The following is a 12,380-nucleotide window of genomic DNA, read 5'->3' as shown; positions in this document are numbered from 1 at the left end:
ATCCCGGGCATCTGCAGGTCCATCAGGACGACATCCGGCGGCTGCTCGCGGGCGGTCCTGTCCTTGGCGGGTGGGGGAAGGGGGCATCGAGGCCTCCGGCTTGTCGGGACGTCCATTCCCCGACAGAATAACGGATGCGACACCGCAGCGAAGGGGTGGCGTCATGGTGGATATTGTCGTGGCCGACGACCACCGCCTCGTCCGGCAGGGCCTGCGCAGCATCTTCCGGGAGGCCCCGGATATCCAGGTGGTCGCCGAGGCGGCCACCGGCGAGCAGGTCCTCGAGATCGCCCGCGAGCAGCCGCCGGATGTCGTCCTGATGGACCTGCAGATGCCCGGGATGGGCGGTATCGAGGCCACACGGCGATTGCACAAGCTCAACCGGCGCATCCGGGTGATCGTGTTGACTGTCTACGATGCGGGCCCGTATCCCTATCAGGCGCTGCGCGCCGGGGGCATGGGGTTCCTCGACAAGGGGTGCGACAAGGAGGAGGTGATCGACGCCGTGCGCACCGTCCATCTGGGCCGGCGCTATATCCGCCCCGAGATCGCCCAGCAGGTGGCGCTCTCCCAGCTCGACGGCGCGGGCGAGAACCCCTTCGAGGGGCTGACCCAGCGCGAGTTCGAGGTGCTGATGCGGGTGCTCAACGGCCAGAGCGGCACGGCCATCGCCGAGGAGTTGTGCCTGAGCCCGAAGACGGTGAGCACCTACCGCTCCCGGCTCTTCGAGCACCTCGGCGTCAGCAGCGACGCCGAGCTGGTGCGCCTCGCCGTCGACTACGGCATGGTCGGGGCGGCGGAGCGCCCTTGAGGGGCCGATGAGCGAGGGCCGCGGGGCGCCAAGCGCGCGGGAGTCGCTGCACGAGAAGGTCCGCTCCCTGCCGGAGCGGCCCGGCGTCTACCGGATGCTCGACACCGAGGGGACGATCCTCTACGTCGGCAAGGCGCGGAGCCTGCGCCGCCGGGTCTCGAGCTACTTCACCCGCTCCCGCAAGCCGCCCAAGACCGAGCGGCTCGTGCAGCGGATCGCCGATCTCGAGGTGACGGTCACCCACACCGAGGCCGAGGCCCTGATCCTCGAGAACAACCTGATCAAGGCGCACCAGCCGCGCTACAACGTCCTGCTGCGCGACGACAAGTCGTACCCCTACATCTACCTCTCCAGCCACCAGCGCTTCCCCCGGCTGACCCTCCACCGCGGCGGGCGCAGCGGCCCGGGGCGCTACTTCGGCCCCTTCCCCAGCTCGGGGGCGGTGCGCGAGACCCTCGGCTACCTGCAGAAGGTCTTCCCCATCCGCCAGTGCCGCGACACCTTCTTCCGCAACCGCTCCCGGCCGTGCCTGCAGTACCAGATCCGCCGGTGCACGGCGCCCTGCGTGGGCTACGTCAGCGAGGCCGACTACGCCGCCGACGTCCGCCACGCCGAGCTCTTCCTCGAGGGGCGCTCGGCCGAGGTCATCGAGGACCTCGTCGAGCGCATGGAGGCGGCCTCCGAGGCGCTCGCGTTCGAGGAGGCGGCGCGGCTGCGGGACCGCATCGCCACCCTGCGCCAGATCCAGCAGCGCCAGTCGGTGATCCGCGACCGCGACGACGACCTCGACGCCGTCGCCTGCATCACCGAGGGGGACACGGCGTGCATCGAGGTCCTCTCCATCCGCGGCGGCAGCAGCCTCGGCAACCGCAGCTACTTCCCCAATGTCCCCTCGGGGGCGCGCGAGTCCGAGATCCTCGCCAGCTTCCTCGCCCAGCACTACCTCGGCCGCGGGGCGCCGGCGGAGGTGGTCGTCAACTGGCCAATCCGGGAGCGTGAGCTGCTGGGCTCGGCGCTGACCAGCGCCGGGGGCGGGGCGGTGGCGATCCGCCACCGGGTCCGCGGCGAGCGGCGCCGCTGGCTGGAGATGGCCGAGGAGAACGCCCGCTACGCGCTGGCCTCCCGCAGCGCCTCGGCGGCGAGCCAGCAGCGCCGCTACCAGGCCCTCGCCGAGGCGCTCGACGTCGACGTGCCGCCCGAGCGCATCGAGTGCTTCGACATCAGCCACACCGCCGGCGAGGCCACCGTCGCCTCCTGCGTCGTCTTCAACCGCGACGGGCCGGTCAAGAGCGACTACCGGCGGTTCAACATCCGCGACGTCGCCGCGGGCGACGACTACGCCGCCATGCACCAGGCCCTGTGGCGCCGCTACCGGCGCGCCAGCGCCGGCGAGATCCCGCTGCCGGACCTGCTGCTCATCGACGGCGGCAAGGGCCAGCTCGCGCAGGCCTGCAGTGTCCTCGACGAGCTCGGCGTCGACGGGGTGCCGGTCCTGGGGATCGCCAAGGGCCCCGAGCGCCGCCCCGGCGAGGAGACCCTCCTCCTCGCCGGGGCGGAGCGGGAGATCGTGCTGCCGGCGGACTCCCCGGCGCTGCACCTGCTCCAGCAGGTCCGCGACGAGGCGCACCGCTTTGCGGTCGCCGGGCATCGGCAGCGCCGCGACAAGGCCCGCCGCGAGTCGACCCTCGAGGCCGTGCCCGGCCTCGGCCCGAAGCGCCGGCAGAGCCTGCTCAAGCGCTTCGGCGGCCTCCAGGGGGTACGCCAGGCCGGCATCGAGGACCTCGCCGGGGTCCCCGGGATCAGCAAGCCCCTCGCGCGACGGATCTACGACACGTTTCACGGCTAGGAATCCACCATGCAACTGACGCTGCCGACCGCCCTGACCCTGCTCCGGATCGTCCTGATCCCCGTCCTCGGGCTCTGCTTCCTCCTCCCGCCGCCCTGGACGAACATCCTGACGGTGGCGGTCTTCGCCGCCGCCGCCATCACGGACTGGCTGGACGGCTACCTCGCCCGGCGGCTCGGCCAGTCCTCGGACTTCGGCGCCTTCCTCGACCCGGTGGCCGACAAGCTGATGGTCGCCGTCGCGCTGGTGGCGCTCGTGGCGGTCTACCCGGGGCTGTGGATGGCGGTCCCGGCGGCGGTGATCATCGGCCGGGAGATCGCCGTCTCGGCGCTCCGCGAGTGGATGGCGGAGATCGGCAAGCGCGCGAGCGTCGCCGTCAACCAGCTCGGCAAGGTCAAGACCGTGGCGCAGATGGCGGCGATCCTCATGCTGCTCTACCGGGAGCCGCTGCTCGGCCTCCCGCTGCCGCAGATCGGCTTCGCGCTCATCGCCGTGGCGGCGCTGCTCACCCTCTACTCGGCCTACATCTACCTGCGGGCCGCACTGCAAGTGCTTGAGTAGCCAGCCCCCAGGGGAGGCAGAAGGGGGAGGGGAGGCCGGCCTGGGCCCTTGCCGAGGCGCGGCCCTGCCTGTATCATCTACAGGCGCTGGCTAGGTGGCAGAGTGGTGATGCAGCGGCCTGCAAAGCCGTGTACGTGGGTTCGATTCCCGCCCTAGCCTCCACTCTTCCATTAGTTCCCCCTATCCACCTCCCAAAAATCCGATATCTACAAAGCGCTTTCGGACAGGACCCCAACGGTAGGGCTTGCCTCCTCCGAGCTAACGCAGAACGCGACATCAAAGCATGAATCTTACTAAGATATGCGGGAAATGCGGCCGAGAGAAAGGAGTGGATGAGTTCTACTCTGATCGCGGCAAAAAGGACGGAAAGGCCTCCCAATGCGGAGATTGCATGCGAGAGGCGCGGAGGAGTTACCGCCAGAGCAATCTCGAGAAAGAGCGAGAGCGCAACCTGCGGCGTTACTACGAGAAGCATGAGCTTAATTTAAGCAGGAGGCGCCGCTATTACCGCTCTAATATTGAGATGGAGAGAGAACGCCAAAGGCATTGGCGAACAAAGAACCGGGGTCTTTATCTAGAGGGAATGCGGCGGTGCTATCATCGGAATCCTCGAAAGTATGTGGCCCAAGAAGCTGCTCGCCGCGCTACCAAGGTGAGAGCCACACCCCATTGGCTAACCGAGGAACATTCTCGGGAGATTCAAGCGATTTATAATACGTGCCCTGCAGGGTGTCATGTCGATCACATCGTGCCCTTAGTCAGCGAAGTCGTATGTGGCCTCCATGTTCCCTGGAATCTCCAGATCTTGACCGCAGAAGAAAACCGGGCCAAAAGTAACCGCTTAGCTTAAGACGATACAGCAATGCACGCTAGACTCTTGGCGGCCACTAGGGGTATCCTTCATCCTATTGTCTAGATTGCCGGGGTGGCGAAAAGGGTAAACGCGGGAGGCTTAAAACCTTCTGGCTATAAGGCCTTGCCGGTTCGAGTCCGGCCCCCGGCACCATCGATGCCCCGGTCCAAGGTGGCCCACTACAGCATCCGCTCGAGATCGAAGCCGATGAGCACGACGATATCGGCGCCGCCCGCTAGCTCGGCACGCTCCTCGAGCAGCTGGTAGCCGGGCAGCTCCCGGGCGATCGCCCGCGCCCGCTCGCCTTGGCCCTTGCGGTAGCGCACGACGGAGCGCTCGCGGCGGGCCACCGCAGGCTCGGCCCGCGCGTCGCGGACCGAGGCCCCCAGCCCCTCGACGGTGTCGACCACCCGGGCCGTCAGGTCGTCGACGCCGGAGTGGTTGAGGACGAGCACGCCGCCGGCCTCCGGGGCCGCCGGCGCCGGCGCCGCGGGCTGCTGGGGCTCGGCGGGGACCGGCAGGCGCTGCTCCAGCCCCCAGACGCGCTGGGAGAGCTCGTCGAGCCGGCGCTGGGTGCCCTTCAGCTCCTCGCCCAGGTCGGCACCCCCGCTGGCGGGGCGGTGCCGGTAGGTCCAGGTGACGAAGATCGCCCGCTCCGGCTCGACGCCGTGCTCGACGGCGGCGACGTGGCCGAGGAGGCGGACCTCGCTGCGCGCCCCGGTGGCGAAGCGGATGCCCGGCCGCAGCGCCAGGCTCTGCTGATCGGCGCTGCGCCCCGGGCCGGCCCCGTGGGTCCCCCGCACCCCGATGTACGGCTCTACGCCGGTGCCGGCCTCGAAGCCGAGCCCCGCCTCGGCGCTCAGGCGGGTGGCGAGCTCGTAGCCCGTACCGGGCTGGTCGGGGAGGCGGCGGTCGGCGCGCTCGAGGGCGCCGCGCAGGTAGAGCGTGGTGCCGGGATCGCCCCAGTCCTCGAAGGCGAGATCGGCGATCAGGCCGAGGTTGTGGGAGCCGCTGCCGATATCGCGCCGGGCGCTGCTCGGCCCGAAGGTGGCGTAGCCGCGGAGCACGCCGCTGCGCGCCTCCGCATCGAGGAAGCGGTAGGCCAGCTCCGTGCGCAGGACGCTGTGCATCGCGCCGCGGTCGAGCTCCAGGTCGTAGCGGTACGGGGCGCCGAGCGCCATGTCGAAGGAGCCGGGCAGGCCGATCCGCAGGCGCGGCTCGGCGTCGAGGGTGGTCCCCTGGCCGGCGCCGAAGCGGCTAAGCCCGGCGACGCCCTGGAGGTCGAGCTCGCCGGGGGCGAGCACGCCGGTCTGGAAGGGCAGGGGGCTCGCCGCGGCGGTCCCGCTGAGGGCCGCCGCGGCGAGGAGGAGGCTGCGCGGACCGCCCCGGCGCATGGGGCTAGATGGCCTGGCTGTAGCGCTTCCCCTCCGCCGCCTCGCGCTCGAGGTAGGCGTCGAAGGCCATGGCGACGTGGCGCAGCATCAGGCGACCGCGGGGCAGGACCTGGATGCGGCGGCGGTCGACCTCGATGAGCCCGTCGTCGACGAGGGGCTCGAGGCGGCGGAGCTCCTCGGCGAAGTAGTCGTTGAAGTCGATCCCGTGGCGCGCCTCGACGTCGGCGAACTCCAGCCGCGAGTGGCACATGATCTCGATGATCACCTCGCGGCGCAGCCGGTCGTCGGCGCTGAGCTCGAAGCCGCGGAAGACCGCCAGCCGGCCGTCGGCGATGCGCTGCTCGTAATCCTCGGGCTCGCGGAGGTTTTGGCTGTAGGTGTCGCCGACCTTGCCGATGGAGGTGGAGCCGAGGGCGATGAGGTCGCACTCGGCCCGAGTCGAGTAGCCCTGGAAGTTGCGGTGCAGCGTGCCCTGCTGCTGGGCGACGGCGAGCTCGTCGTCGGGCAGGGCGAAGTGGTCGAGGCCGATGAAGACGTAGCCGGCGTCGGTGAGCTTCTCGATGGCCCGCCCGAAGATCGAGAGCTTCTCCTCCGGCCCGGGCAGGTCCGCCTCGCGGATCTGGCGCTGGATCTTGAACAGGTGCGGCAGGTGGGCGTAGTTGTAGATGGCGAGGCGCTCGGGCCGGATCTCGATGATCTCGTCGAGGGTCCGGTCGAAGGACTCGACCGTCTGCTTGGGCAGGCCGTAGATGAGGTCGACGTTGGTCGAGCGGAAGCCCTGGCGCCGCCCCTCCTCGATGATCGAGGTGCACAGCTCGCGGCTCTGGACCCGGTGGATCGCCTGCTGGACCTCCGGATTGAAGTCCTGGATCCCTACGCTCATGCGGTTGAAGCCGAGCTCGGCGAGGTAGGGGACCGTCTCCGGCTGGATGCTGCGCGGGTCGAGCTCGATGGAGAACTCGCGCTGATCGGTCTCGTCGAGCACGAAGTGCTCGCGGAGCTTGGCGAGCAGGCGGGCGAGGTCCTCGTTGCGCAGGTAGTTGGGCGTGCCGCCGCCGAGGTGGAGCTGCTCGACGCGCCGGCTGTCGTCGAAGAGCTCGGACTGGAGCTCGATCTCCTTGAAGACGTTCTCGAGGTACGCCTCGGCCCGCGTGTAGTTCGCGGTGACGATCTTGTTGCAGGCGCAGTAGAGGCAGACGTTCTGGCAGAAGGGCACGTGCACGTACACGGACAGCGGGCTCGGCTGCTCGTGCCGGTTGCTGGCCCGTGCGGCGGCGGCGTACTCCGCCTCGCCGAACCCCTCGTGGAACTGGGGCGCCGTCGGGTAGGAGGTGTACCGCGGGCCGCTGACGTTGTAGCGGCGCAGAAGATCCCGGTCGAATTGTAGACGTTGTTCCATAGCGTGCCCCTTCCGCCTTCTCGATCGTCGTGGGATCGCGGCGTCCGGGGGATCCGGCGCCGCTACTCCCCTAGCCGCTATACCGGCTCAGCGCTAGTGTGGCATTGGTCCCGCCGAAACCGAAACTGTTCGACAGCACGGTGTCCAGGTCCGCCCCCTCCCGGGTCGCGGTGACGATGGGCAGGCCGGCGGCCTCGCTGTCGGGCTCCTCGAGGTTGATCGACGGGGCGATGAAGCCGTGCTCCATCATCAGCAGGGAGTAGACGACCTCCTGGACCCCCGTGGCCCCGAGCGAGTGGCCCGTCATGGACTTCGTCGAGGACAGCGGCGGTATCCGCTCCTCGCCGAAGACCTCGCGGATGGCGTTGAGCTCGGCGATATCGCCGGCCGGCGTGCTCGTGCCGTGGGTGTTGATGTAGTCGACGGGGGCCTCGACGCCCTCGAGGGCCTGGCGCATGCAGCGGGCGGCCCCCTCGCCGGCGGGGACGACCATGTCGTAGCCGTCCGAGGTGGCGCCGAAGCCGACGATCTCGGCGAGGATCGGCGCGCCGCGGGCGAGGGCGTGGTCGAGGGCCTCGACCGCCACCATGCCGCCGCCGCCGGCGATGATGAAGCCGTCGCGGTGGGCGTCGCAGGGCCGGGAGGCGCGCTCCGGCGTATCGTTGTACTTCGTCGACAGGGCGCCCATGCCGTCGAACAGCTGGGTCAGGCTCCAGTGCTCCTCCTCGCCGCCGCCGGCGAAGATCAGGTCCTGCTTGCCGAGCTGGATCTGCTCCATCGCCGCGCCGATGCAGTGGGCACTGGTGGCGCAGGCCGAGGTGATGGAGTAGCTCAGCCCCTTGATCGCGAAGGGCGTCGCCAGGCAGGCGGAGACCGTGCTGCCCATGGTGCGGGTCACCCCGTACGGCCCGATCTTGCGGACCCCGCGGCTGCGCAGGGTGTCCGTCGCGGCGACGATGTTCGCCGTCGAGGCGCCTCCGGAGCCGGCGATGAGGCCCACCCGCGGATCGGAGATCGACTCGTAGCTCAGGCCAGCGTCGGCGATGGCCTGGTCCATGGCGATATAGCTGTAGGCCGCCGCCTCGCCCATGAAGCGCAGGGCCTTGCGGGGCACATGGGCGTTCAGGTCGATCTCGCAGCTGCCGGCGAGCAGGCTGCGCAGCCCCATCTCCTCGTAGGCCGGCTGGTACTGGATCCCGGACCGGCCGGCCCGCAGGGAACTGACGACCTCGTCGCGGCTGTTGCCGATGCAAGAGACGATGCCGAGGCCTGTGATTACGACTCGACGCACGTTGGTCCTCCTCTCGATCTTAGGCGCGCGCCCGCTCAGGCGCTGCGCAGACCGCCACCGGGGTTCTGGAACAGGCCCACCTTCAGGTCGCTGGCCTCGTAGATGGTCTCGCCGTCGACGTCGACCGTGCCGTCGGCGATCCCCATCACCAAGCGCCGGTTGATGACCCGCTTGAGCTCGATATTGTAAGTAACAAGCTGGTTCTCTGGGAGGATTTGGCCGGAGAACTTGACCTCGCCGCAGCCGAGGGCCCGGCCCGCGCCGTGGCCGCCGATCCAGCCGAGGTAGAAGCCCACCATCTGCCAGAGGGCGTCGAGGCCCAGGCAGCCGGGCATCACCGGGTCGCCGGCGAAGTGGCAGCGGAAGAACCACAGCCCCGGGTCGACGTCGAGCTCGGCGATCACCTCGCCCTTGCCGTGCTGGCCGCCGTCGTCGTTGATCCGGGTGATGCGGTCGAACATGAGCATGTTCGGCGCCGGGAGCTGCGGGTTCCCCGGGCCGAAGAGGCGGCCGTGGCCGCTGAGCAGGAGCTCATCTCGGTTGTAGCTGTGCTGCTTTTCCATGCGACCTTCTGACGTATGTAGGGATCGGCTAGGCGCGAAGGGCCGTGCAGCCCTCAAACGGCCGCTATCTTACACCCTTACCGGGGGAGTGGCTACGCACGGGCGCGCGCCCGGGCGCAGGCGGGGCGGGCGCGCCGGACGGCCCCGGTCGCGGGGCGGACTGGGGCCGCCTGCGCCCGCCTCCAGGCGGGGCTACTGATTGCGGCGCTGGCGGATCATCGAGGAGATCTCGTCGCGCAGCTCCGGGTTCATGTCCATGGCGTTGGCGATCTCGGAGTACTCCGGGACGCTCAGGCCGTTGTCCTCGATGGCGGTCACCATCTTGTCGTTGGCCTCCTCCTGGAGCTTGCGGGCCTTCTCGCCGCTGTCGGTCTGCTCGATATCGGCGGTGTACTGCTCCTGGATCTCGATGATCTCGAGGTAGGCGTCCACGAAGCGCCTCTTCTGCTGGCTCGTGAACGTCGGCTGCTCCGGCTGCGGCTCCTCGACCCCCGACGGGCCGCCCTGCTGCTGCATGCCGGGCCCCTGCTGCGCCCCGCCGGAGCCCTGCTGGGCGCCGGCCGCCGTAGCGCCGAGCCCCAGGGCGAGAGCGGCGGCGAGCGCCGGGACCTTGATCCACCCGTTCGACATGTTCCGACTCCTCATCGAAAGAAGAAAGGTGACGATGCGCTCAAGACCAAGAGTGCAAGAGTGGGCTATAATTGACCGTTTCATCAAGCCAAGCGCTTGGCCCCGCAAGAGGAGAGCCCATGCAAGACGTGGCGACGGAGGCGGCGAAGCGGCGGACCTTCGCGATCATCTCCCACCCCGACGCCGGCAAGACGACCCTTACCGAAAAGCTACTCTACTACGGCGGCGCCATCCAGATGGCCGGCACGGTCAAGGGGCGCAAGTCGAAGGTCCACGCCACCTCCGACTGGATGGCCATGGAGCAGGAGCGGGGGATCTCCGTGACCTCGTCGGTGATGCAGTTCCCCTACAGCGGCCGGCTGCTCAACCTGCTCGACACCCCGGGCCACGGCGACTTCTCCGAGGATACCTACCGCACGCTGACCGCGGTGGACTCGGCGCTGATGGTCATCGACGTGGCCAAGGGCGTCGAGGAGCGCACCGTGCAGCTGATGAACGTCTGCCGCATGCGCGCCACCCCGATCACCACCTTCATCAACAAGCTCGACCGGGAGGGGCGCGAGCCCATGGAGCTGCTCGACGAGGTCGAGTCGGTGCTCCAGATCCGCTGCACGCCGGCCACGTGGCCGCTGGGCATGGGCGGCAGCTTCCGCGGCGTCTACCACTTCGGCCTTGACCGGGTCCGGCTGTTCGCCGACAGCGAGGTCATCGAGGGGATCGACAACCCGCGGCTCGACGAGCTCTTCCCCCACGAGGTCGACGAGTGGCGCGAGCAGATCGAGCTCGTCGGCGAGGCCTGCGAGCCGTTCGACCGCGAGGCGTACCTCGCCGGGGCGCTGACGCCGGTCTACTTCGGCTCGGCGGTCAACGACTTCGGCATCCGCGAGCTGCTCGACGACTTCGTCGAGCACGCCCCGCCGCCGCGCAGCCGCGACGCCGGGCGGGAGGTCAGCGCCGAGGAGGGGGCGTTCACCGGCTTCGTCTTCAAGATCCAAGCCAACATGGACCCCCAGCACCGCGACCGGCTCGCCTTCCTGCGCGTCTGCTCGGGGCGCTTCGAGCCGGGCATGAAGCTCCACCAGGTGCGCACCGGCAAGGCGGTGAAGATCCCGCGGGCGACGACCTTCCTCGCCAGCGACCGCTCCCATACGGAGACGGCGGCGCCGGGGGATATCATCGGCATCCACAACCGCGGGACGATCAGCATCGGCGACACCTTCAGCGAGGGGGAGGCGCTGCACTTCACCGGCATCCCCGATTTCGCCCCCGAGCTCTTCCGCCGCGTCGTCCTGCGCGACCCGATGCGGATGAAGGCCCTGCAGAAGGGGCTCGAGCAGCTCTGCGAGGAGGGCGCGACGCAGCTCTTCCGCCCCCTGCTCGGCAGCGACTGGATCGTCGGCGCCGTGGGTAGCCTGCAGTTCGACGTGACCGCCTACCGGCTGCGCCACGAGTACGGGGTGGAGTGCACCTTCGAGGGGGTGCAGGTCTACACCGCGCGCTGGGTGGGCTGCGACGACCCGAAGATGCTCGAGCGCTTCCGCGAGCGCAACGAGGCGGCGCTCGCCTACGACGGCACCGGCGCGCTCGCCTACCTGGCGCCCAACCGCGCCAACCTGGAGCTGGTCCAGGAGCGCTGGCCCGATATCGCGTTCACCGCCACGCGCGACCGGTAGGGCGGCGCGGCCCTAGGCGCTCAGCAGGCGCTCGAGGATCCGCGCCCCGGCCAGGTAGGTGCCGGCGGCCGAGCCGAGGGAGGCGAAGAGGAAGACGAGCAGGGTCCGGGCGACGCGGTTGTGCCACCACCCCCGCCAGCGGGTGATCTCGCGGCGCAGGCCGCGGAAGTCGCCGACCCGGGGGCGGCGGACGGTCAGCTCGATGGCCGCGGCGACGAAGCCGGCCCCGATGGTGGGGTTGAGCGAGGTCAGCGGCGCGGCGAGGAAGGCGCCGATGACTGTCGCCGGGTGGCCGTAGGCGAGGGCGGCGCCGAGGGCCGAGAGCCCGCCGTTGAGCACGACCCAGGTGCCGACCAGCGTCCAGCCGAGCTCCGGGCTGCGGCTGAAGCCGAGGGCGAAGCCGGTGAGCACCAGCGCCACCACGGCCCAGGCGAGGTAGCGGGGCCAGCGCGCCGGGGGCGGGCAGCGCTCCAGCTCGGCGAGCTCGGCCTGCGGCTCGGCCTCGCGCGAGCGCAGGAGCGCCTCGACCCCGGCGAGGTGGCCGGCGCCGAGGACGACCAGCACACGCCGGAAGCGCCCGGCGCAGCGCTCGCGCAGCCGGGCGGCCATGTACCGGTCGCGCTCGCTGATCAGCGGCTCGTAGAGCGCCCGGCTGCCCTGGGCGAGCTCGCGGAAGGTCGACTCGAGGATATCCCCCTGCTTGAGCCGCTCGATCTCCTCGCTGCTGATCCGCTGCGAGGTGGCCAGGCTCGCGAGGAGGCCGCCGACGAGCCCGAGGCGCTGCCACCAGGGGACGCTGCGGTAGAGCCGGCGCATCGTCGTGCCCACCTCGCGGTCGACGAGCACCAGCTCGAGGCCCTGCGCCTCGGCCTGCTCGGCGGCGGCTTTCATCTCCGCGCCGGGCTCGACGCCGAGCTGCTCGGCGAGGCGCTGCTGGTAGGCGCCGAGCGCCAGGCTCGCCACCACCTGCCCGCCGCGGCCGCTGCGCAGCAGCTCGAAGAGGTCCATCTGCTCCAGGTGCTCGGGCTCGGTCAGCGAGCGCAGCCGGCTCTCGCAGAGCTCGATGGCCACGGCGTCGTAGCCGCCGCTGGTGATCTCCGCGGTGACCTCCTCGGCGCTCGCCCGCGAGACGTGGGCGGTCCCCAGGAGGACGAACTCAGTGCCTTCCACGGCGACCTGGCGCCGGGGGCCAGCGGTGGCGCTCTCTGGCATGATGGGATCCTTTCTCCTACAGAGAGGGATTATGGCTCAGGCAGCCGCACACCCCCAAGGAGGCGCCTAGCCGTGGGCTGGCTGCGCGACTGGCGCCGCCGGCGCCGCCTCCGGCGCGGACGCCGCCCCGCGCCGGAGGCCTGGGCG

Annotated in this window: 10 protein-coding genes and 2 tRNA genes; 6 read left to right on the top strand and 6 right to left on the bottom strand. The window is 70.1% G+C overall.

Going from position 1 to position 12,380, the window contains the following annotated elements; translation table 11 throughout:
* Positions 1-163: 163 nt before the first annotated feature.
* From CKO13_RS07145 to CKO13_RS07125, 5 genes are all read left to right on the top strand, one after another.
* Positions 164-811, top strand: coding sequence for a response regulator (locus CKO13_RS07145; RefSeq protein ID WP_200258652.1), 648 nt, complete (start codon positions 164-166; stop codon positions 809-811).
* 7 nt (positions 812-818) lie between these two features.
* Entirely contained in the window at positions 819-2,657 is a 1,839-nt protein-coding gene (gene uvrC / locus CKO13_RS07140; protein ID WP_200258641.1) for an excinuclease ABC subunit UvrC, read from the top strand.
* Positions 2,658-2,666: 9 nt separating this feature from the next.
* Positions 2,667-3,218 (top strand): CDP-diacylglycerol--glycerol-3-phosphate 3-phosphatidyltransferase, encoded by a 552-nt coding sequence (gene pgsA / locus CKO13_RS07135; RefSeq protein ID WP_200258638.1) that lies wholly within the window; start codon positions 2,667-2,669, stop codon positions 3,216-3,218.
* A gap of 88 nt (positions 3,219-3,306) precedes the next feature.
* Positions 3,307-3,380, top strand: a tRNA-Cys gene (locus CKO13_RS07130).
* 757 nt (positions 3,381-4,137) lie between these two features.
* Positions 4,138-4,224, top strand: a tRNA-Leu gene (locus CKO13_RS07125).
* Between the two features lie 26 nt (positions 4,225-4,250).
* Here the strand turns inward: CKO13_RS07125 and CKO13_RS07120 are convergent.
* From CKO13_RS07120 to CKO13_RS07100, 5 genes are all read right to left on the bottom strand, one after another.
* Positions 4,251-5,465, bottom strand: coding sequence for a LytR C-terminal domain-containing protein (locus CKO13_RS07120; RefSeq protein WP_200258636.1), 1,215 nt, complete (start codon positions 5,463-5,465; stop codon positions 4,251-4,253).
* Between the two features lie 4 nt (positions 5,466-5,469).
* Positions 5,470-6,864 (bottom strand): oxygen-independent coproporphyrinogen III oxidase, encoded by a 1,395-nt coding sequence (gene hemN / locus CKO13_RS07115; RefSeq protein WP_200258634.1) that lies wholly within the window; start codon positions 6,862-6,864, stop codon positions 5,470-5,472.
* A gap of 70 nt (positions 6,865-6,934) precedes the next feature.
* Positions 6,935-8,155 carry a beta-ketoacyl-ACP synthase I gene (gene fabB / locus CKO13_RS07110; protein ID WP_200258632.1) on the bottom strand — a complete coding sequence of 407 codons (1,221 nt, stop codon included), beginning with the start codon at positions 8,153-8,155 and terminating at the stop codon, positions 6,935-6,937.
* A 35-nt stretch (positions 8,156-8,190) separates the two neighbouring features.
* On the bottom strand, positions 8,191-8,718 hold the full coding sequence (gene fabA / locus CKO13_RS07105; protein WP_200258630.1) for a bifunctional 3-hydroxydecanoyl-ACP dehydratase/trans-2-decenoyl-ACP isomerase: 528 nt from the start codon (positions 8,716-8,718) through the stop codon (positions 8,191-8,193).
* 192 nt (positions 8,719-8,910) lie between these two features.
* Positions 8,911-9,348: a DUF4168 domain-containing protein gene (locus tag CKO13_RS07100; protein WP_200258628.1), complete on the bottom strand. Its 438-nt coding sequence runs from the start codon at positions 9,346-9,348 to the stop codon at positions 8,911-8,913.
* A 119-nt stretch (positions 9,349-9,467) separates the two neighbouring features.
* On the opposite strand from CKO13_RS07100, the gene CKO13_RS07095 reads away from it, so the two are divergent.
* Complete coding sequence (locus tag CKO13_RS07095) at positions 9,468-11,021, top strand: peptide chain release factor 3 (protein WP_200258616.1); 1,554 nt, start codon at positions 9,468-9,470, stop codon at positions 11,019-11,021.
* 12 nt (positions 11,022-11,033) lie between these two features.
* Here CKO13_RS07095 and CKO13_RS07090 read toward each other — a convergent pair whose 3' ends face one another.
* A complete protein-coding gene (locus CKO13_RS07090; protein WP_200258614.1) occupies positions 11,034-12,233 on the bottom strand; it encodes a TraB/GumN family protein in 1,200 nt (399 codons plus the stop codon).
* Between the last annotated feature and the right edge of the window lie 147 nt (positions 12,234-12,380).

Origin of the sequence: Halorhodospira neutriphila (assembly GCF_016584055.1) — a bacterium.
GTDB lineage: Bacteria > Pseudomonadota > Gammaproteobacteria > Nitrococcales > Halorhodospiraceae > Halorhodospira > Halorhodospira neutriphila.
The sequence above is the reverse complement of the archived record's forward strand: the minus strand, read 5'-3'. Positions and strand labels throughout refer to the sequence as shown.

Excerpts from the sequence above, each read along its gene's own strand:
- fabA (WP_200258630.1), bottom strand. The coding sequence starts at position 8,718 with ATGGAAAAGCAGCACAGCTACAACCGAGATGAGCTCCTGCTCAGCGGC.
- pgsA (WP_200258638.1), top strand. The coding sequence starts at position 2,667 with ATGCAACTGACGCTGCCGACCGCCCTGACCCTGCTCCGGATCGTCCTG.
- uvrC (WP_200258641.1), top strand. The coding sequence starts at position 819 with ATGAGCGAGGGCCGCGGGGCGCCAAGCGCGCGGGAGTCGCTGCACGAG.
- CKO13_RS07100 (WP_200258628.1), bottom strand. The coding sequence starts at position 9,348 with ATGTCGAACGGGTGGATCAAGGTCCCGGCGCTCGCCGCCGCTCTCGCC.
- CKO13_RS07120 (WP_200258636.1), bottom strand. The coding sequence starts at position 5,465 with ATGCGCCGGGGCGGTCCGCGCAGCCTCCTCCTCGCCGCGGCGGCCCTC.
- hemN (WP_200258634.1), bottom strand. The coding sequence starts at position 6,864 with ATGGAACAACGTCTACAATTCGACCGGGATCTTCTGCGCCGCTACAAC.
- CKO13_RS07145 (WP_200258652.1), top strand. The coding sequence starts at position 164 with ATGGTGGATATTGTCGTGGCCGACGACCACCGCCTCGTCCGGCAGGGC.
- CKO13_RS07095 (WP_200258616.1), top strand. The coding sequence starts at position 9,468 with ATGCAAGACGTGGCGACGGAGGCGGCGAAGCGGCGGACCTTCGCGATC.
- CKO13_RS07090 (WP_200258614.1), bottom strand. The coding sequence starts at position 12,233 with ATGCCAGAGAGCGCCACCGCTGGCCCCCGGCGCCAGGTCGCCGTGGAA.